Genomic DNA, 23,819 nt, shown 5'->3' with positions numbered 1-23,819 from the left:
ATTTATTAAAAAGGTCTGTCTGGAAGGATAAAAAACAAATAGTAAGGAGTGATGAAAGTTTTCAATGAATAAAAGAAAATGTTTTGTTTTATTAAGTGCAGCCCTAGCGGTGATGCAAGTACAAATTCCAAGCTATGGAGCATGGATACAGAAGGATAACCATTGGGTCTATGAGGATAATCAGATTTATGAAAAGAATGCCTGGAAGATGATTGATGAGGCTTGGTATTACTTTGATGATACTGGCTATATGGTTACTGGCTGGAGGCTTATTGACGGCAAATGGTATTTTTTAAACCCTGTCTCTGACGGGACGAAGGGGAAGATGTTAACCGGCTGGCAATGGATCAATGGGCGATGCTATTACCTGTCGGGCCAATCTGAAAATACTCATCCAAAAGGAGCCATGTACATAAATGAAAAAACGCCGGATGGGTATTCTGTAGATTCTACTGGAGCCTGGATTGATGAATTCGGAACATTACAATATGTATCTGGTAAGGGGATACAGACAGTCACTATGAGAGAGGCAGCTTCGGAAAATAATTTTTCAGGAAGAGGCTCTGGTGGCGGTGGAGCAGGGAGTTGGGGAAGCAGTGCAAAACCAGATAAGGACACTAAGCCGGACAATGGCCCTAAAGATTCGATACCGAGTGTAGGAGAATCAGAAACTGAACCAGTGATTACGGCGCCTGAGGAATCATCGGAGGAAACAAACGAACCAGGGGAGGAAGGAAAGCAGTACAGATATACCATACGGTGTATGGATGTAATAGATAAAACGATACTACATACCATAGTTGGTATTGGATTGAAAGGGGGAACCATTGCTGTTATACAACCAGTTATCGATGGCTATCAGCTGTGCGATGGGCAGAAGGAAAGCTTTATGTTAACTAGTGATCAAATGATCTTAAACGTTTATTACGAGAGAGAAAACGTGGCTACTCCATCAGAAACTCGAAAGGTTGCCTGGAATCTCTATTTTGTTGAAAAGGAGAATCATAGCAACGAGATATTGAAAGCCCAGCAGGGTCAGACAGTAGAGGATAATCCCCTTGTCGTTGACTTTCCAGAAATCATTTTAGGAGCAGATCGGTATTATTATTATTCCCTTGTTCCGAGTCCTTGGAGTGTCATTGTAAACGGTAATGGGACCCAGAAATACTATATTGAGTTTGTGAAAGGAGAATACCTTCAAGAAGAAGAGGGCCCGGATCAGGGGGATAAAGACAAGTTGGAAAAGTGGCTGAGTATTGCAAAAGAAGCAGATATTAGGCTTAGCGGCCAGGAGCCATTAGACCAGCAACTTATTACTAAGAATATAGAAGAAAGTAATGAGAGGCTTCTTAATCTGGTATCAATGGCTGATGTTACGGAACGGAAGGAAATTTATCTCATTGCGAAGGGACATGTGCCAAGTACTGTGATCAAAAGTCAGACATTCCATAATATTAAGAATTTATCTGTACTTGTCATGGATGAATTCAACCTAGCTGATGAGAAATATACGATTATAAGAGTTGGGTTTGAAAAAACCTATGATGAAAGCATCTGCAGCCACGATTATCAGATAACAGATAAGGTCAATACTACATGTACAAGTAACGGTCATGAAACGGTCCGATGCCGGAAATGTGGAAAGGAAGAAACCGTAATATTGCCAGCAACGGGCCATCTGGATTCCGATCATGATGGAATCTGTGAAGTATGTTATAGTCCTGCCAGTGAAATACCGGTAGCCGTGCATTACAACATCGGTGATATACAGGCCCGGACCATAGGAAACAAGGTCTATCTGTTTCGCTGTGTTGATGAGGATTATGAGGATGTTATGGGGAATAGCCAAGGGACGGCATTATTTCTATGTGATAGCGTGATCCGGTCAGACGTACTCGAAAAAACGGAACACTCTGTTAACGGGGCGGAAAATAAGCTGATTTTTGGATCTAATAACAATTATAAATACTCAGATATTCGGGAATGGCTTCTGAATCATGCGTCGGCTGATTTTATCCATGAAACCTATATCGGGATCACCAGGTCATACATAGGTGCCACCTGGAAGGGAAGCTATGAACAGTTCAATGATAATAGCCTGATGGCTATGAAGGAGATGTTTCAGCTAATGTGTGATAAAGTATTCATTTTGTCTGTGGATGAGGCACTTAAGTACCGTGATGTTCTCTGGCGGTTTAATGGAAGTGAAACCAACAATCCAGGAACACAGATTTCTGCTTATTCCAAAGGATATTATCTTCGTACCCCACAGGATCGCGGACTAAATGATTTTCTTTATGGCGACAGAATCTATGCAGTCAGCCTGGTAGATGGAAATATCCAGCCGGTAAGTGTAAATGATACAAGCTTTGGAATTCGGCCAGCCATGGCAATTCCCCAAGGATAGGAGGATCTATGGGAATCATTATTATTTTGTTTGGAGTTATTGTGCTGACATTATCCGGCTTCTTTTTTGGCCGTGTTCTTGCAGTGAATCCGGAGCAGAAGGAACTGGAGGATAAGGAGCAGATGGATTGGCTGAGAAAATATCAGGAAACAAAGTTTACGGGATAACAATAAGAGAAAGGAAAATGAATATGAAAAAAGTAATGAAAGGAATCGCCTGCTTGCTTTGTACAGCTATGGTGATGAGCACATTGCCATCATGGGCGGTATATGCGGAAAATGGGCAGATTATAGAAAAAACAGTTCAGACAGCTACTTCTTCCGAGGCGAGCCGGGATGGGGAACTAAGAAAAGCCACTGCTTCTGAGGCGGAAGAAATATCAGAAGCCACACCTGCAATTCTTCCTACTAAAATAGCGGTAACGGCCGCCGCTTTGAGCTCCCTGGGTGATATCTGGGATGCCTGGGCAGGAAAGACCAGCTTTGAATTCTTGAGTGGAAATCAGGGAGAGGGTACAAAAGAGAAGCCCTTCCTCATCAAGAACAGGGAGCAGCTCATGGGCCTCTCGGAGCTAACTGCCATGGGAATGATGGTTTCGGAATCCGGGGAAGCGAAATATGCCGGTGACTATTCCGGATGCTATTTTGCTCTTGGAGGAAACATTGATTTACAGGGAGTGGATTGGATACCCATCGGCTTTTATCGGGATTCTTCTGAAAATGCCGGCGAGGTTCCTTTCTCCTTCAGCGGTGAATTTGACGGGAAAGGCTATACCATCAAGAACCTAAAGCTGACATCTTTTGCTGGCTATAACAATGTTGGTTTGTTCGGGGTAGTCGTGGATGCAAGAATCCATGATGTGACCATTATTCCTGACAGCAGCGAGATTAAAGGAAAAGATAGGACCGGAGTTGTGGTCGGATATGCGGAGGATTCCCAAATTCGGAATGTGATCGTTAAGAACGCCTATATTCGCTCAACCGGTATTGCTGGGGGAATCACCGGAGAGATTAGCGGCACCGTTATTGAAAATGCTTCCTGTGAAAAGGTGATGATTGATGCTACAAACGGGACAGATGTGATTTATGTTGGAGGAATTGCCGGGGTCGCCTCGAATTCCTATATCATAGACTCAGATGTTTCTACCGGGGACGGAACCACGGCCAGAATCCAGGGGACAGGGTATATCGGCGGAATCGTCGGATATCAGAATGCAGCCTATATCTACAATACGCATGTAAGCGGGACCATCGGCGGCTACCATTCTACAGCCATCGGTGGGATCACCGGAAGATATGCAGCCGGGAAGCTTAAAGTAGCACGGTTTGAAGGGACTATTGGAAATTCTCAGCTTGGTTCCTTAGCAAGAGAGGGGACCTTCATCGGAACCAGACAGGGAGCTGCTACAAACTTTAATTACATAGAAGATGTTGCCTATCTGTTTGCAGATTCTGAAAGCAAGATCAGCGCAAATGTATGCGGATCAGAGATCAGTGATGATAATGACTATACCTATGCTGCTCATGTAGGCTACTGGCATACTGGGGATATACATTATGCCCTGGTGCAGGGCGGGTCTAAAAAGACCATATCAGAGCGGTATTTTTACGAAGAATTAGAAAACGGTATTCTGACCGTCATGGATGAGGAAAGCGGGGATTACACTCTGGACCATTATGCCCCCAATTCCCTGGGCCGCCCCGTGAGAGGTTATCTGCTGAACGTGAATCAGATCGACACGGTGGCAAATGGCCGGAACTTTTACGATATTGCTACCCTGGAGGTAAGGGGAAGTTCCCAATATTCCAGACCTCTTGATAAAGAGCATCGGGGTGCTATCGCAGCCGGGACAACGGTAGACGTGACGACAGCTCCAAAGAATACGGATACAGAAAAGTTCCAGATGGAAGGGACTCCAACTTACACCAGCAGTAAAGGGGGAAAGAAGAGTACTACCTATTCGGATAGCAGCCATGCCTTTACCTTTTCCATGCCGCAAGAGGATATATCCGTATCAGCGATCTATAAGAAGGTGGCCGTGTCCATCAAGGTGGAACCGGAGGATTATTCCTTTGCAGTTGTACAGACCAGGACAGGTAACCGGAAGAGCCCGGTAAAGACAACAGACATCAGGAATAAGGAAGGAAAGCTCATTGCCCGTTATATCAACGGAGTGTTGGAGCGAGGAACTGAAGTTCAACCAGTAAATATCAAAGCCATCATTGATACTAATAATGATGTGGAAGATGGCCGTGTGAAATGGAGCATTGACGATTCCCAGCTTATAAGCCTGGCGAAAAACGATGATGAAGGAACTGATGGCTATACGGCCAAATCGGCCAGCCTCTCCGTAAATCTTTCCTCCTCCTTTTTTACAAGTATTATTGAAGAAGCTGAGCGGACTCAGTCGGAAGGGAATTACCAGTACAAGATCCCTAGCACGATTTTTGGAGCTGGGCATCAGAACGGAGGCGTTGCAGTCCTGACAGCACAAACCAGGCCATCTGCTTCCTTTGAGGGAAAACCCTGTACGGCAAACAGCAGGATCAATGTAACATTTCAGATTCTGGATAATACCTTAGTGGCAACGGAGGGAGCGGTCCTTGATAAACAGGCCCTTACCTATACAGTTACAAGGACCTTAACCGGGGACCGGACTAATCCGCAGGAAACAGTGACGGTAACGGCTTCTCAGTCACTAACAGCTACATTTACCCCGGACTTTTTCTCCAGAGATGAAGTGACTTGGACAAGTTCGGACCAGGCAGTGATCCTAGTATCTCAGGATCAAGAAGCTTACCGGGAGGCATCAGTTTTGGCCCTTAAGGATTCCGCTTGGATCAGAAATATCATGGCAACGGATAACGGAATCCGGGAGAGCGATAGGTACGCAATGATATCCGGTGCAGGAAGTCGGGATGTGAATGTTACGGTAAACGGAAAGGACAAGCTTGGAAATCAGGCTTCATCCACGTGCCAGGTAACAGTAAAGTTTGTTACAAATGATCAGACGCGGATCATTCCAGAAGGGATCACTCTGGACAAGACGATGCTCTCTTATAGTCTTGGGTATCAAAAGGCAGGGAACATCCATTCTGAAACAGTCCAAAGGACCGGTTTTGAAACGAGAAAACTGACCGCAGCTGTTCTTCCGGAGGTGGAGGATACCACAGAGCATAAGCCCTATGATCGCAGTATTTTATGGACCTCTTCCGATCCGGAATCGGTGAAGGTGGATCAGGAAGGGAATGTGGAACCGGTTGATGGAGCACCGTGGATCAGGGAGGCACTTTCAAAAGCACCGTATCGGTCAGAAAAGAACGTGGAGATATCAGCCGTAACAAAAGACGGTCAGAAGGCTGCTACCTGTATGGTTACATTAACCTTTCAGGCAAAATGCATCGAAGCAGATCGGGAAAGCGAAAGCATTGATATGGTGCTCACGAAAACTGGGAAACGAACGAATCCCGTTCTTTCTTGGCAAGGGCTTGAAAGTAAAAAATTCAATGCTTCTATATATTCCGCTATCCAAGAGAAAAAGAACGTTCTATGGCGTTCCTCCGAAGCTAGTATCCTTACAGTGGATCAGGAAGGAAACGTGGCTCCTTTAGTTTTCAATGAGAAAAAAGAGATCACGGCCAGCTGGATTAAAGAAGCTATGGGAAGATCCCCATACACTGGAACTGCAATGGCTACGATTTATGCAGCTGCCAGTGACGGAAAGATGTTTGATCCGGTAACTGTTACACTGAATTTTAAGGTGATTGACAATACGACCACCAGCAGTTCTGGCGGAGGCGGAGGTTCTTCAGGTGGCGGAACAGGTGCTCGCTCCGTTGGAGTAACGACTGCAGGGAACACCCAGGGGTCTGCAGCTCCTGCCGGAGCGGTAACAGGAACCTGGACACAGGTAGCAAATGGAAAATGGATCTTTGCGTCAAACCGGACGTATACAGATGAATGGGCATTTATCAGTAACCCTTACGCAACCGGAGTGCAGGAAAAAGCCTCATGGTTCCGTTTTGACATGGATGGATTTATGGTAACAGGCTGGCAAACAGATCCAGATAGAAACACCTATTACTTAAAAACTGCAATAGATGGAACCCAGGGACAAATGCTTACTGGGTGGCAGTACATACCCGATGAATCGAGTCAGGTTGTAGAGGGAGCATGGTACTTCTTTAACCCGGCTTCCGATGGAACAAGAGGTAAACTCTTAACCAGCACTGTTACACCAGACGGATTTACCGTAAATGAAAAAGGCCAATGGGTAAAGTAAACTCTAAAAATGCATATCCCCTGCCCGTACGGGCAGGGGGGAATGGAGGAAAATATGAATCGTGTAATTTTAATGGGGAGGCTAACCCGTGATCCGGAAGTAAGATATTCCCAAGGAGAGCATGCTATGGCAGTTGCATCGTATACCCTTGCAGTTGACCGAAGAGTCCGCAGGAATCAGGACGACACTGAACAGTCCGCTAATTTTATCCATTGCGTAGCATTTGACAAAGCAGGAGAGTTCGCAGAAAAGTATTTTCGCCAGGGTATGAGAGTACTGATTTCAGGAAGAATCCAGACTGGGAGTTATACAAATAAGGACGGAAATAAAGTATATACAACGGATATTATTGTGGATGAACAGGAATTTGCCGATAGCAAGAATACATCTTCTGACAATTCCAGGTCAGAACCCTCGAATGTAGTAAGGGACAGCTTTATGGATATTTCTGATGTAGTACCTGATCCAGACTTACCATTTAATTAAGGAATGAAATAATGATAGTACATTGACAACCTAATATGTTTAGCCGATAGAAAAGGTTTAGAAAATAGATTTAATCATCAGACCGTGTGCTTGTTTTAGAGAATTATTTTTACTGCAAGAAAATTGAAAATATTGCCATGGAATGATATAATTTTGTGGTAGTCAATCTGCCGGGTGGTTTCCATCTCCGAAAGGGGGTGGTGATTGTGAACACTTATGAGGAATTTATGGTAATCATAAATGTTGCAGCGTTAATCGTTGCAATACTTACATACGTGAAGCGCAATGACAAAGGTACAAAAAAATAATCACCCAGCCGTCCAAAGCCTTGGGTGATTATTAAAAAAATCAACTAATATTTTGGGAGCCACTCTGTGGAGTTGGCTACCTTTTGTACCTTTAGAATAACACAAATTTCCAAGGTTGTCAAATTCAATAAAGGAGGATATGAGTATGAAAAATAAATTATTACTGGCAGTGATGTCAGTAATGTTAGTGATTGGAACAGCATTAACTTCCTTTGCAGATACATATGATCCGCAATACCCCTTAAAAGGTTATATGGAACCATGGTTTGTGACTAGTCCCGTCACTGGTACGACTGCTTGGAAGAGTAACCCTGATAATTTTGTTTACGAGGCCAATAATCATAGTAAGTATGCCTTTGATCTTGTGGTACAAAATAGAGATCCACTATCTTTTAACTATTTTGGTGGAATAGAATTGGCTGCTATTGCGAAGTTAACGAATTATCAAACTACGGGATTAGATCCGGATCAGGAAAAACTGGAACGCCTAACAACAGAACTACGAAACTTTTTAAATAGCTTTGATTGGAGAAACGCATCCGATTATGAAAAGGCGGTGCAGATTGCAAAGCGGATTACTAAGGCAGATTACTTGGAGCAAGAAGGAACCCAGTATCCTTATAGTTGCTTGGTGGAAGGAAAAGCTAACTGTAATGGCTATGCTTGGGCCGCACGCTTACTAGCTACATGTGTTGCTTTACCCATAGAAGAACTTGGCTCTGTAAGCCATACATTTCCGGTGTTTTTGGTGGATGGTATTTGGTTGTCTTATGAGCCAACTAGTAAAAATAATTATTTTACTGTGGCGGAAGTCTATACTCCAGCATTTTTCCTAGCTGGTGAACCTCAATTAACGCCTTTAGGAAAATATTGTAAAGCTACTGGATACGAGATTCCTTCAAGCGTAGAAGGAAAGTTCCCAGATGTTAGAAATGGTGTTATCCGGGGTGAAAATGCACCAGTTATATATTTCAAATAAAACTCAGAAGGAAAAGCTATCGGTTAATTATAATCGGTAGTTTTTTTATTTGCTCAAACAATGGAGAAAGATGAAAAATAAGGAGAATAGATGATCGGATATTTAAAAAATAGAACAAAACTAAATCAGAAAATTGCTGGGCTCCTTGCAACTGTCTTATTGTTAACACCTATATTCACCTATTTGCCGCTAGGTATGTTTAATTCGTGGGGGTTTGGTTTGGTCTTTGTCAGTTCTGGACAGGCTGGACATCCCTATTTGATGGGAAAAGCGCCCGGTGATGATGAAAATAAATGGTTTTTATGCATGAACCAAGGAGCATCAGCCCATAGCAATTATGACTATTCCAAGGTTAATATGGATATTGATTATAATCAAGGAACCATTGAACAGAAAAGAATGTTTTGGGCTTACATTGGTGCCTTTAGAAGTTATGATAAAGACATAACTCTGTATCGATTGGGTGATTGTACCAAAGATGAAGCAAGACAAGTAGCGTGGTCAAAAGGAAAAAGTAATGGTGGTTCAAACTGGGTAGAAAATATGGCCAATGATGGATTTATGTCGTTGGAAAATGTCCCCGAAGGTTGTAAAAACCCAAAAGATATCCTTGAATTGATCAGTAAGTATAATTCCGAAAGCAAGGCCATGTATATCAATGACTTAAGAAGTGGTCCCGGTCAGATTGATACAAAAAAGCTCTATGAATTAACTGGACTTTCCGATTGGGAAACTTTTAAGAAGTATTGCGACATTACGGCTGTAACGCCAGGACTGTTAATTAATACAGAAGGTCAGAATCTCTCATGGAGCTTCCCTAACGCTCTGGCTGGGCAGAAACCAGCTGAAGCGGTTATGAAGATTAGCTATGATCCTGCCATTTTTAGAGTATTGGAAGTCACAGGCCGCATGGAGTATTTCCAGTGTAACGTTCCAGGTTCACAGCAGCTGTATCGTGCAAAAGGAAGATTAAAAGAAGTAACTTGTGAGTTTTTTCTTACTACAAAATATAGTTCAAATGCAACCACTCCCACACCTGGGGATGTTGGAGAGATATCTTTAAAGGTTTATCAGCATAACGAGACCTTTGAATCCAATTACAAAGTTGATCTGGAAAAAAGGGACTATGAGACTGGAAATCCTTTGCAGAGTTCCACATGGCAGGTATTGGAGCAATTCAATGATAGCCAGTTAAGTGATGATGAATCAGGTGGAGGAATCATCGAAGATAACATGAGAGAAGACCCAACAACCTGGCAGGATTGGTTAGTGTTTGATGATGACCTAGTAACAGATGCAAGTGGCCGAGTTTCTCATAAGGATACCCGCTATTATGATTTTAATCACACCTATTGCAATGGACATCCAATCCCCCCGGAGCCAGAAATTGAAAAATCGGAAGGTGAAGAAGGAAAAGACGGAGAAGGAAGCAGCGAAGCAGCTGAAGCATATGAAAGATTAATGGAGGAATGGCAAGCGGCAGTAGACGAATGTGAAGCCCGTGCGGCAGCCAGTGGAGGAACATTCCATCACTGGGAATGCGGTAGTGAAGAGGAGCCATCTGAGGATGAAGCATTTGAAGCATCAGGCTGTAAAGATGCCAGAGATAATGCTTATAAAACCTTTATTAATCTTGAGTATGACTACACGTTCAGAGAAACAAAGCCAAGGGATGGCTACATTATTCATGATCCAGGACATCCGGATGATGTTCCGATTGAAATCATTACGACGGCGGCATCTGAATCAGGAAGAGCTAAAAAGTGGAAAAGTGCCAGTAATGCAGATATTAAAGTCACAGGATACGTCCGTAACATAACAAAGGGCGACTCAAGCGGCATCGAGAGCTTTTCAGGATTAGTAATGCGGAGCTTTGCTGCTAACGTGGAAATCCCTGGATTAGAAGATTCTAACCTGTTAGAAAAAAGTGAATTCTTACTTGATGATAATGATACCAATGTCGCAAGTCCTTCTACATATGCTGATGTTCCTGAGGAAAGCGGAGGTTTAATCCTGAAAGAAACCTATGACCTCCCATTAGGAGAAAGAATCATCAACAAATTACTTAAGTTGATAGGGCTTCCCACTGCCTTTGCAGAGGAAAAGGAGATAACCGTCAAACTTACTGCTAAGGATGATGAAGAATTATTTGATGCGGAAGATGAAGAAGAATTTAAGGATGAGTCTTTTGATGATGATGAAACTCCATCGCAGGCTAGGAAAAATTTTATGAGCCTTTCTTTTTCTGCATTGACTAATAGCCTGTCAACAGACTCTGAAGCATCTATTCCTAAGGAAGAAAGAGGTATAAGACAAATTAGTCTTTTGGCAGAAAATACTGATGAAGAACCAGTTATGACAACAATACTTGGTTCAAATACTCTCAGCAGAGCTTCCAAGGGGATCGAAGAAGGAGAAGAGGACAGACAACCGGAAGTAGAAAAGGGACCGAATAATAATACGGCCCATACCTTTAAAGTATACGATCACCGTGTACCAGGACAGGTTCATTTCAATAAGAAAGATATGGAATTAAAGGCTGGGGAGTCTGGAAATTATGATTCCTATGGAGAATCCCAGGGAGATGCAACCTTAGAAGGTGCAGTATACGGTTTGTTTGCGGCAGATCCTATTTACGGACCGGATACCCAGCGGGATGACATTGGAAATGTAACAACCGGTATCGAAGTGGTATTTGATGCAAATGATCTTGTCGCAGTCGCAGCCACAGATAAAAATGGGGAAGGTTCCTTCTTAACGATAACGGAAAGACCTCATAGTATTTACGATTATAAAGTAGGAAAGATCCAGTACACCGGAAAGGCTTATCCAGAAAACCTGTATGTTAAAAATGGTTATGAAAAGGCACAACCACAGGAAGAAAAGGGCCGTATCTACAAAGATAATAAAACTATGAATGGGGACAGCTGGATTGGAAGACCTATAATCCTTGGCAATTATTATATCAAGGAACTTACCCGATCCGAAGGCTATGAGCTTTCCATTACCGGAAAGGATATGGAGGTTACAAATGCAGAGAAAAGCAGCCGTGGGTCCTATGGTGACACGGCTGATGCAAAGACAGCTCCGGTAGGATCTGCATGGATATCTAAGCAGCTATATAATGCAGTTACTTTCCCGGAGGGAAATGAGGCTTATGGAAATAAGGAGAACTTACTTCTTCTTGAAACAAAATCAAAGGGTGCCACAAATGGCTATAATGTTGTGCTTGACGGGATTCCGGAAAGAGCAGATGTTTATCTTAATAATGTTACATTGAAACCGGTAGTGATCCAGCAGGTAGATGGAGGAACGTATGTTGATGCTAAGGAAGCACCTTTTTATCTGACGGCAGAATCAAACTCTGTTTATAAACGTGATATCAATGGATACATGATTGAGAAACCAGGGGTTACTGCAAGTATAAAGATTCCTTACGAAGCGGTCGGAACAGAAGCCGATAAACTCCCTACGGAAGGAACTGCTACCGCTAGTGATCCTGCAAAGTTCACCAGCACCTTTTCAACTTCAGATAGCAACGTAAAATATGTAAAAGCTGAATTAGAGCAGATGATGCGTAACTCTCTCCATATGGAAACTCCAAAAGATGGAGATTATTCTACAGTAGATGTCCCTGTCTATGATGAGATCCGGACCGTGAATGGTAAAACTGTTTATGGAAAGCCAGAGATGGTTCTTGAGATTGGTAATGTCACGACCAATAAGTCAGTGATCGAAGCAATTCTAACCTATTATATCAATGAAAAAGTATTTACCTATGGCGGACTTCAAAAAATTGTATACAGTGGCGGTAAAACTATAGTAACGATCGTTGTAGGCATGAATCCGGCGAAAACCTTACTGTATCAGACAAATTCCAGTAGTGATATTGTTGCTGCTTACTTAATGAGACTGAATACAACCTATGGTAAATATGTCATTAGAAAGTATACAGGGAATGAATTAAATGTCGCAGAGGTAGGTAATACAGGCAAATACATAATTAACGTAACACCAGATTATGAGGTGAGTGATGATGGAATCCCAACGGACAAAACCATGTACCCCGCGGATAGCGAGAGGTACCTCCGTTATGCTGCAGGAGAACCCCTTTACGATTACTGGTACTTAAATGACGGCGCTTACGTTGGCCATGTTCCCGTAACCCGGAAAGTCTGGGAGCCTAATTATAAGGAGGTCACTGTAAATGAGGAGAATGTACGCACAACTAAAATTACGAAGGTTGGCTCCTTGGAGGAAGTGGTGGACCGTATTGGCAGTACCTATTATTACTATGACAAGGTTACAAAGCAGTACATCATTCATGTTGGTTCAAAAGATATGGACCTTACCGGAGTAAAATCAGGTAACTTTACAATCGCACTTAATAATGGAAAGACCGTTGTAACAAATGAAGATATAAGTAAGATCGGTTCAAATAATGTGTGGGGGTATACGACCGGGGCCGGCATATCCAATGCAGAATATATAATACGTGTGTCCGGAGCAGGTGCAGGGGTCTCTACTTCCACAGAATTTGACTCGAACAAGACTTTCATTAAGAATCAGCATTTGATAAGCAATGGATATCACGATCTGCTTGAGGACGGAAATACGAGAGAAGCACCAACCCCATTGCTGGAGCGTATTATCGGACAGCAGATTAAGGTAACGAAGACCATTGATGAAAAAACGTACGATAACACCAATTCCTATGCCGAAACACATGATGACTGGTTTACAAGAACCTTTGGCGGGCGTCTTGGAAGGGATAAAGTGGCCAGGAAGATGGACAACTTCCGCTTTAAGGTGTACTTAAAATCAAACCTGGAACGGCTTTACCGTGACAACGATGGAACTATAATCTGGCAGGACAGGCTGGGGAATGAAATTAATGTGATTGACCGAAATGAGAAATTCCCGGCTCTGGTAAACAAGGTTTTCACAAAAGTGCAGCATGTCACCGCTCCTTTATACAAAGACTCAAAGGATGCAATCATAAGCAATAATATCTTGTACAGCTATACAAATGATTTTATAAATGAAAACCAGAATAACGGTTATACTTCCGTACTGGAAACCATATCGGTAAAAACGGATAGCAGCGCTGGAGCAAGAATTGTTTCTGTTTACAATTATGACAAGTACTTTGATGCCATTAATGTGGCTAATGATGATAAATGGGATCGTACAGAGAATGGAAGCACCTCTTTTAAGCCCTTTTCTTTAATAAAGAAGCACCTGTTTGGAACAAGCGAGGCAGAAAAGCAGTATCCAGCGGTCCACAATAATCCGGAAATTAAGAACCATAGCAACACATCGGATATAGCTGCAGATAATGCCCTGCGTTCTGATAACGTCCGACAATTTGCCATTACCTGGTATCTGGATGACGAAGTGGCAAAGCTGGTGAAGAAAAATCAGGCTGGAGATACAGACAGCGCCACAGGCAGTATTGCTTATTCCGATGAGGTTTATGACAGGGCCCTTTCAGAAGCTATCCGTAAGGCAGAAAACTATTTAACCCCCTTTTTTATGTATGACCTTGACCGGATTTATTCCATTGAATGGGACAGTGCACAGGACGGTGGTTCAGATAAAGATCTCACAACGCTTTCAGCGGATGCCCTATACGGAGACGTTTCCGTAAGCAGCGACGGTTATTATTTCGCTACTTCGAAATATCTGCCATACGGAACCTATGTGGTGGCAGAACAACAGCCGAAACTCAGTAAGCTGGGGGATTTAAAAAACAAGCATTACCAGATTGACAGGCCAAGGGAAGTGTCTCTTCCCTCTGTATATGCGGACTATAACGGCTCCCAGGCTAAGCCGGAAGTGACAAATAACTATTACAATTATTCTGCCGGCATGGCACAGTCTGAGATGGAGCGGAAATACAAGATCCGTTTCAATGAGGAGAGTGTAAACGTAATCAAGGGCAGGAATGCGGAGGGTGACTTTGAAGTTTACAAATACGGCATGGACATTGGCAACATCAGAAATGGTGTGACGGGAACTGGAATAGGTGATTATTTCGCACTGAGCCAGAATGGATTCAAACCTTATAAGAATTACTACAATGAACAGGACAACAGGACTAATGGAAATGTTCCATATTATCTGTCTGAAGGCTTAAGCGGAAGGGAAGCGGTATCAAAATATTACCGTTACAGCTCCGTGGCAGAAAACAAAGGTATCGCAAATGATGTCCCATTGCCGGGGGGAACCATTACAGAGGGTAATGGGACTGGAATCCAGTACAAAGATAATGTAACGATCATGCAGGGCGTACAGATTGCTTATGATGGAAAATATGCTCCCATGCTTGTACCGTGGACGGTCGTAGCCGCTGACAATGCAGTTACAGAGGCAGCAGGCAGTGCGCTAACCCCAAATGGAGAAAGTACATACAAAGGTTTTGGATATACAAAGTTTTGTAATAGCTTTTTTAAAACAAAGCTGAGGATTGAAAAGCTTGATTCAGAAACAGGGGAAAGCCTTCTCCATGACGGAGCCTTGTTTGCCCTTTATACAGCGTCCAGGGAGGACGGGGAAAATACGGACGGCCTGGTTAGGTTTTATGGGACGGATACCCGGATCGAAGGATCAAAGGAATTCCTAGAAGCCATGGGAGCCAAAAATATTGCCCTGGAAGGGAATGCCTGGAAAGGAACTGTTCCGGTAGGAACTCCTATATGTGAGGAATCGGAGCGGGTAATACTTACCGATCAGGAAGGAAGAAGGACTGGTCAGTTTGAAGCCTTTACAACCACCAGGGACGGCCTTCAAGCCAGGGAAGAGGATCTAACAAAAGTTTCCTATCAGGATCAGAATGCCGGATATTTAATTACTCCGCAGCCTCTTGGAGCCGGGACTTATGTCCTATGTGAAATTAAGCCCCCAGCTGGATATGTGAGGACAGTGCCAGTTGCGATAGAAGTTTACTCCGACCGGACCACCTACTACCTGGATGGAAACAGAGACCACCGGGTAGCGGCGGCTATTTATGAAGATAAGATAGGAGAAGGGTCACAGGGTATTACAAACATCGCAAGGATTTACGTAGGAAATAATCCGGTTCGCCTTGAAATATCCAAAATCAAGGACACTGACAAAACTGTCCCTTACAAGACCAACACCAGATTAGAAGGAACCGAACTGGAACTTAAACAGAAATATGGGACAGAAAACCTGGAGTTTGCGTATAAAACAGGAATTTACTTAGGCTATGCCTGGTACAAAGGCACTCTGGAGTACTTAGAATCCAGAAAAGCCGCAGGGGAAGATGTAGAACTGGTTTATGTTGATGGTGTATTTGCTGGGTATGGCCTGATATCCAGACCCTTAGATACCGCAGACGATAGCAATCGATACGTAGCCGGAGCGCAGATGACTCTTTATGACGCCATAGAGGTCAAGGAAAACGGGGATAGCGGAGATTATGGATATGATGGTGTGGAGGTAGTAAGGGACCGGAATAACAACGTTCAGTCCGCTCAGGTATTAAAGGGACATGCTGGAACCACCATTGAATTTATCAGAGCGGAGGATGAAGAGGGAAGCTTAAACGGAGAGCCGGGGGAGGGGATATGGACTTACCGGATGATCGAGCGAGGGGATACAGATATTCTTTACTATTCCCTTGGAGAGCTTAAGGTAACGGAAACCGGGGCAGATGGGAAGCTTTACGGCTATGACAGGATAGGGGACCGGGTGCAGGTGAAAAACCGGGAATCCATCTATGTTCTGAAAGCCGGCCAGCCTGTCTACGAGTTAACCGGAGGAGATTTAGCTGCGGTGAAGTATTCTGCTTCAGACAAATGTTTTAATTTAAGACCTGGAACGATTCTTTATCACCTTGACAGCTATGGAAATCGGGATGCATATGTAAATCCGACCACCGGTATGGCCTATGCCAAAGAAGGGCAGAAGGTCCTGGTATGGCCGGTAAAGATATCCCGGACAAAAACCGGAGCAGTCATTGCCAGGGAAAAAATCAAAACTTGGAGAATTGCTTCCATCAATGCGGATACGGATCAGGAATATGTCACAGGGACGTATGACGGGAATGATTTTAATAAAAGCTTGAATCCGGTTTTAAATAGCCATGGTCTTCCTGTGTATTACCAGAGATCAGGACAAGTCTATAAAAAAGGCGCTCCTGTCTATGACATTGATGGAGATTTCGTCCGCTACAAATATGATGACCTTCTTCCGGCCTATAACAATGCAGCTTACAGGATCAATGACAAGACTGGCATGAAAGATATCGGAAAGGAAGAGGACCTCACAGACGATAAGAAGCTTTATCACCGTCAGGGAGAAGCCTGGGTCATGGAGAATACCTGGATTTCCGGAGAAAAGTACCCTAATGATCCATTTAAGGCAGATATGACTATAGGCCAGGCCGATATGCTAAAGCGGGTGATCCCAGGAACGTACATTTTAGAAGAGGTCAAAGCTCCATCAGGCTATACCAAGGGATTTCCGGAAGGTGTTACCGTTTTAGAAACCAGGGAAGTCCAGAAGACCGGGATGGAGGATGAGAAGATCAAGGTAGAGATTGTAAAGACTGATGCACCGAACCAGTACCGGATTGGTGTAATCAGTGATTATCAGGAGAATCTTACAGTCACGGAACCGAAGGGAACCTACAGTTATAGTCAGGTATCAGGGGCGCATTTGGCGCTTTATAAAGCAAAGCGGGTTTATACCACGGACAGCGAAATATATCCGAAAGGATACTATTTTATAAAGACAGAAAGCAAACCGGCAGAATGGACGGTAGAAAATACCACTGATAATATGACGGTGCGGATCGTAGCTGACTGGATCACAGATGGAACGCCGAAATACTTTGAGGGAATCCCTGCAGGGGACTACATCCTGGAGGAGATAGACACAGCTGTTGGCTATGTCCGAAGCTCCATGGAACTTACAGTAAAAACTACCGGAGATGTGCAGACTGTAAATCTAAGAACGATCATACCAAGCTGGAGGTCTATAAATACTACGAGGACAGCACTGGGAAAAAGATGCAGCTTCCTAACAGCCATACGGCTGACTTGGCTCTTTATAAAGCAAAAACAGACAAAGACGGGAACATTTTGATGGATGGAGTAAAACCAGTATATGACAAGGAAAGGAGAGTAGCGAAATGGACGACCGATGACTTGACCGAGTATACAGAAAAAACAGAGAAAAGCACTGGTTTTATAAACCGCATAAAGAACTTTCTTGGCCTGGCAGAAAATCAGTCCAGTTTTATCACGGATTTTGAAGCAGGTTACCAGGAGAAAGGAGAAGGCCTTACTTCCCTCACCTGGTACACGAAAGACGGGGAGCGGACGGCCGAGCGAAACGAGAGCATCCATACCGGAAAAGGAGAGGGGACCATCCAGACTTGGATCACCGATGCCGGAAAGACAATTCGGATCACCATATACCGGAATGTAAAAAATGGTTCCCTTGATCCTGATGGAAAGCTTCCACTTAACTTTGAATATCAATTCAACTACGAAGTGGAGAATGGGGTAAAGAGTTATGACTCGTTAGAAGGAATGCACCGGATTGATTATTTACCCTTCAATGCAGTGAAAGAAGGGAAGAAAGTAGGAAATTACGTCCTGGTGGAAGAAAAGACACCGGCTGGTTTTGAAACAACCGATCCGAAGACTATCGTCCTCGCAGAGACAGGAAATGTGCAGAGGTTCAGCCTTGAAAATGAGGAAAAGTACATCAATGTTTTGAAGGTGGTAACTGACGGAACAAATGAGTATGCCGCAGAGGGCGCAGAACTAGCCCTTTACCGAGCCGATGAAGCCGGGAACTATGTGGAAGATAAAATCCACTTGGTTGAAACCTGGATATCCGGATCGGACGGTAGATATACGGAAAATGACAGATTTAATGGCAACATCCCGGAAGGATTTTCAGTAGGAGATTTAAAGCCTCACCGAATTGATAAAACCCCTTATGGGACCTATTATATCGCAGAGCTTACTGCTCCGGCCTACATGCAGAAGATAGATCCAATAAAGATCCTTGTAGGAACTGAAAAGATTCCTATTTTACGGGTTGTAAATACCCCAACCGTTGGAAAGCTGGAAATCAAAAAGAAAGCTTCTGATACCGGAGAGGTGCTGGAAAACGCTCGATTTAAAGTGACTAACAAGAATACTGGGACTGTCTGGTACATGACAACCGGTACAAATGGAAAGGCAGAGATGACCGGACTTCCGGTAGGCATGGTACAGACAGACGGAACCATAAAACCTTTCACTTATTCCATTGAGGAAATTTCCCCACCGGATTTATACCAGATATCCGAAGGAATGAAAAAGTTCCAGTTTGACGGGAAAGGGATCGGAAAAGAAGTACTTTATACCTATGAGGTTGAGAACCAGCCAACAAAAATTCTATTTAAAAAGACTAACTTTGATAATGGGATGACCGTGGAAGGTGCAGAAATAGCTGTGTATGAGGCGGTGGTTATTGATGGAGTATACCAAAAGGGTGGCGAAGCCATTGAGACTTTCATTTCTGGTCCGGACGGCTTTGCTTTGACAAAGAAGCTGTCAGCGAACAGGGCCTACATCATGGAAGAGCTAAGAGCTCCAGCTGGTTATGCCCTTTCAAAGCCGGTGATCTTTACCCTAAATAAGACTGGAACCGGAATCCGGAATGTATCAAACGACTTTAGCATTTTAAAGCTGGCCAGTGACAATGGTGCTATAGAAACCCTGACTGTTACCGCAAGAGTCCCAGTAAAGGTATATACCATATTAAAAGACTTAGACTCAGGAACTGAGCTTCCTCCCTTTATTGGGACAGGAAGCGGTCATGTTATAACAGCGGAAGATGGTATTATAAACGGCCATTTATATGAGATTACTGAATACACTAAATATTCTGATGGAAGGGCAGAAAAGTCCTTTAAGGAAACGAAACGGATTTATTTTGATAAAAACGGATCTTATAACATACCTTCCAGGACATACCTGGAAACCAGGCAGGAGCTTGCCGATGTGGAGGGTAACGTCCTTGCAAGCTGGACCGTTAATGAGGACAACCATGATTTTGCAATCAAAAATCCAGTTACCAGGGAAATCCCTATAGCACAAGTAACGAGCAGCATAGGTGCGGATCACGGGGCAGTAAAAACTGGTAATATCATAAAATACACGGTTACCTATACCAATCCTTATAATTATCCGGTAGATATCCGTATCAATGCGGTCCTTAAAGATGGACTTGGTTATTTAAGATCCACCAATAATGGCACAGAACAAAACGGAATTATTACCTGGACTTTCACGGATATCGCTGCCCATAAAAGTGGTATCGTGGACGTGGTGGCTGTGGTCAGCGGTGAGACGGGAATGCAGGCAAACGTGTATTTTGAAACAAAAGCAGATGCAGTTACGAAGCATACCACTCTCACCAATCCCATTGCTCCGGAAGGATCCATTACTATCATTAATAATCTGACTGGAACCGGAATACCCGGTAGTACGGGGCACGCTGAGGATCCGACGGATGAATTTACTTTCCATGTAAAACTTATGGACTCTGCTGGAAACACCTTGAAAGGATATCAGGCATACGGTGGCACATCGGAGGGACGAATCAAAGGAGAGGAAGATATCACAATAAACGGTGACGGGTACATTACCTTTGCTGACTTGCCCTATGGGACCAGATATAAGATTACACAGGAGCCAAAAGACGGCTATGACAGCGTACTCAGTTCTACCGGAGAGATAGAAGGTGGAATGATAACGGGAGAGGTTTCAAAGGTTATACAGAGCGCAGTATTTAAAAACAACCGAAATAATGAAACGATTCGGGAGATCCTGACTGCAGGAGGAAACTACCGCCTCATGGAAACCACAACGTACAGTGACGGAAGCAGCTTAATAAGTGGAGTTTACCGCTTCCAGCTTAATGCTTCTGGAATGGTTGATAATGTAGATATGGAAGACCGGCCGATACATTTATATTTTACGAAAATGGATGCGGAAACAGGAGAGGATCTGATAGGAGGTCGTTACAGCCTGATTGATGCAAATACAGGAAGTGTAATCTATGAATTTACGAAAGAAGGTGGAAAGGAGGTACTTATTCCAGCAGAACTGATTACTCCAGGGAAAGAGTATATCATCTTGGAAGAGCAGCCTCCGGCGGGATACGCTTTTGAAAAAGAGATTCGCTTTACAGCAGAGGAAAGTGGCATCCGGTCTACCATCATCATGCAGGATAAAAAAACAGAGGTTGAGATTTTAAAAGTCGATGCAGAGACAGGAGAAATTCTAACAGGCGGCCGCTTCTCTATCAGAGAAAAGGATACGGGAACATTGATTAAGGAATTCACAACGAATGGGGGACCGATCGTTTTAACCGGGCTACTGATTGCAGGAAAAACTTATGTACTTTCAGAAGAGGAGCCTCCGGCTGGATATGGCTACTGTGAAAGCGTGACCTTTACTGTTCCGGAGACTCCCGATCTGATCACTGTGGTGATGAAGGATAAAAAAACAGAGGTCTTGATAGAAAAACAGAAGGGTTCCCTTCTTATTGGAATGCCATCGGAAGCAGTCATGTTACAAGGAAGTATCCTTCAGATATTAAATGAAGATAAGACTTCAGCAAAGGCAATCCGTGATGGAGATGGTTTTAGGGCCGAAGAAGATTTGATCTTTATCACCGGAATCCAGTTGAAGGAATTAAAAGGCCAGCTAAAGGCCGGGGGAAAATACTGGGTTCACGAGATCAGTCCGGCAGATGGATATGCCTACGCGGAAGATATCCCATTTACAGTCAGTATAAACGGTGATGAAGACGTGATTATTATGATTGACAAGCCAACCCACCTGATCCTATCTAAAAAGGCTATATCAGGCAGCGATGAGTTACCAGGAAATCACATGAGCATAAAAGATAAGGATGGAATTATTGTGGAAGAATGGATTTCTGGGGAGCGGCCTCATGAACTCATTGCAAAATTAAAAGCGGGAGAACGGTACTGGCTTCATGAAATCCGTCCTGTAGACGGTTATTCATATGCAGAAGATGTTTCCTTTACTGTAAGTAAAGATGGAGCAGTTGACATGGTTGTAATGAAAAACGAAGCCACTGCAGTTCGTTTTAACAAAGTAGATTCAACCGGTGTATCTCTAAAGGGAGCCACTTTACAGGTGTTGGATCATCAAAAAAATGTGGTTATCCAAGATTTTGAAACAACAGGCGAGGCCATAGATATCACTGGAAGATTGGAGGCAGGAAAAACATATTACCTTCATGAAGTGAAAGCGCCATCCGGGTATCTCCTTTCCGCTGATATAGCATTTACAGTGCCAAAAGTTTACGGGCTATTGGAAGTCACAATGACAGATCTCAAGCAGCATAGCCCTGGGGCTGAAAAAATGTTTCTATATAAAGAAGACGCTGCGACGGGGCAGGGGATAAAAGGAGTGGAATTTTCTATTTACCGCCTTAACGGAAGTTTATACCTTAAGGTAAATACTGGAGAGAGTGGGTATGCAAAATTTGATATACCGGAAAACGGAACCTATACTTACAAAGAAACAAAGGCAGCTCCTGGCTACCTTGAAACAGATCACACCTATTCCTTTACCATACATAACGGTGAGGTATCAGGAATCAGTACAGTTTCAGTTGTGAATTATCCTTCTCCGGAGGTGTTAATCCAAAAGGTAGACGCTGAAACTTCGGAAAGATTAGCAGGTGCAGAGTTGGAAATCAGAAACGAAGCTGGAGAGCCGGTATTCAAAGGGATAACAGATGAAAACGGTGGGCTTTCATTCATTCTGCTTCGCACTGGAAAATATACCGTACATGAAATAAAAGCACCAGAGGGATATATAAAGACAGATGCCTACCTGACCATTTATATAACGGATGATGGAACCGTAACAGGAGAATTTATGATGTATAACAATCTGGAGCAAGGGAAGAAAAAGGGGTTCATCACAGCTACATATCAATCCGGCCTAAGTGGTCTTGGAGCGACTAACCATAAAGGAAAAGGTTTCTGGGGCTGGCTGAGAAGTCTGCCTAAGACAGGTGATGTAGATCTGAGAGGAGGATTGCTCTTAAGTATAGGGCTGGTTGGTATCGTTACTGGCATTGCAATTGTAAGGAGAAAAAGAGATAAGAAGGATGAAAAATAATATTAGGAAAGGTTTTGTTGCTATGTTCCTTGCCGCACCCCTGGTTTTGGGGTGCGCTGGTATAACATATGCGGAAGAGACGTTCATTGAAATAACAAAAGAGTATAGGACCTCCATCAAAGAGGATGATGGAAGGACCCAATTTAAAGAAGTATATGAAAAGGACGGTATTGTTTATCGGCTAAAATCTGTTCAAATTGGTAATGTGGAGGAAGTCTATCCAGGGGACATTATCACATATGACTCTGGTCCCTTTGTTGGAAATCCAGAAGAATATGCACTTAAGGAAACAGTAGAGAAAGAAGGGAAAAGGTATACGTTAAAAACCAGTGAGCTTTCAAAGGTAGTCACGGAAGAGACCACGAAATATTCAGAAGCGTCCATATTGTATGAAGGAGTAGAATACATAGATGCTCTACCGGAAGATGCCCAGGTCAAGGTGATCAATGAGGATTTAAAGCAGGAACTAAATGTAACACTTCCGGCAGTTGATTATAAAGAAGAAAGTACCTACTGGGATTACAGTTTTTCTTTTCCTATAACCGTGAGCGGATATGATGCGGACTCTTACATGCTGGGTCAGACTGAGATTTCAAACCGTTCCCCTTTAATAGATCACGCAAAACTATTTTTAAGCTATCTTAATTTGCCATCGCAGTACTATGAAATAACAAGCATAGAGTGGGACGGAGATCCTGTGTCAATGGATGGAGAAGTGATACGAAACGCAACCGTTCATGGGCGTAAATTTGTAAAAGATATCAGAGGAATTTATGGAGGGGATGTCACCTTCCCTTCCATAGAAGCCAATGTATATCATGGAACTTATATTGATGCAGAAGCTGAGAATCAGACAGAGCAGATTACTTATAAGAAAGAAGTAACAGCGACCTATGAGAGAGATGGGCGAAAAGGTTTTTGGAATTTCCTAAAAAGGCTCCTGACAAACACCGTCACCTTGTCAATCCTTTTTATTCTACTTATCATACTTGTTTTACGAGTCATTGTAAAAAAAGTACGGAAAAGAAACAGGGCGCAGAAAAACACAGATTAGACATCCGGACCCCAGACAATACTAAAAAATTTATAGTTCAGCCCTATTTGCCAGACCGGCTTTATGTCGAAGCAAGTAGGGCTTTGTTGTATGCAAAATGCAATATTG

Annotated in this window: 8 protein-coding genes; all 8 read left to right on the top strand. The window is 43.3% G+C overall.

Annotated elements, in window-relative coordinates; all coding sequences use genetic code 11:
- Positions 1–64 precede the first annotated feature (64 nt).
- Positions 65–2,407, top strand: coding sequence for a DUF6273 domain-containing protein (locus ACHZES_RS12185; RefSeq protein WP_395548994.1), 2,343 nt, complete (start codon positions 65–67; stop codon positions 2,405–2,407).
- Between the two features lie 8 nt (positions 2,408–2,415).
- On the top strand, positions 2,416–2,574 hold the full coding sequence (locus ACHZES_RS12180; protein ID WP_395548993.1) for a hypothetical protein: 159 nt from the start codon (positions 2,416–2,418) through the stop codon (positions 2,572–2,574).
- 23 nt (positions 2,575–2,597) lie between these two features.
- The gene (locus ACHZES_RS12175) at positions 2,598–6,689 is read left to right on the top strand and encodes a hypothetical protein (protein ID WP_395548992.1); all 4,092 of its coding nucleotides are present in this window, start codon (positions 2,598–2,600) and stop codon (positions 6,687–6,689) included.
- A 54-nt stretch (positions 6,690–6,743) separates the two neighbouring features.
- Positions 6,744–7,175, top strand: coding sequence for a single-stranded DNA-binding protein (locus tag ACHZES_RS12170; RefSeq protein WP_038278127.1), 432 nt, complete (start codon positions 6,744–6,746; stop codon positions 7,173–7,175).
- A 453-nt stretch (positions 7,176–7,628) separates the two neighbouring features.
- Positions 7,629–8,462 (top strand): hypothetical protein, encoded by an 834-nt coding sequence (locus tag ACHZES_RS12165; RefSeq protein WP_395548991.1) that lies wholly within the window; start codon positions 7,629–7,631, stop codon positions 8,460–8,462.
- Between the two features lie 90 nt (positions 8,463–8,552).
- Positions 8,553–17,576 (top strand): prealbumin-like fold domain-containing protein, encoded by a 9,024-nt coding sequence (locus ACHZES_RS12160; protein ID WP_404820375.1) that lies wholly within the window; start codon positions 8,553–8,555, stop codon positions 17,574–17,576.
- Entirely contained in the window at positions 17,501–22,657 is a 5,157-nt protein-coding gene (locus tag ACHZES_RS12155; RefSeq protein ID WP_404820374.1) for a SpaA isopeptide-forming pilin-related protein, read from the top strand. The genes ACHZES_RS12160 and ACHZES_RS12155 overlap by 76 nt, the downstream gene beginning before the upstream one ends.
- Positions 22,647–23,711 (top strand): hypothetical protein, encoded by a 1,065-nt coding sequence (locus tag ACHZES_RS12150; protein ID WP_395548988.1) that lies wholly within the window; start codon positions 22,647–22,649, stop codon positions 23,709–23,711. Before ACHZES_RS12155 ends, ACHZES_RS12150 begins: the two co-directional genes overlap by 11 nt.
- Positions 23,712–23,819: the final 108 nt, after the last annotated feature.

It is taken from the genome of Lacrimispora sanguinis (genome assembly GCF_044987295.1).
Taxonomy (GTDB): Bacteria; Bacillota; Clostridia; order Lachnospirales; family Lachnospiraceae; genus Lacrimispora; species Lacrimispora celerecrescens_B.
The sequence above is the reverse complement of the archived record's forward strand: the minus strand, read 5'-3'. Positions and strand labels throughout refer to the sequence as shown.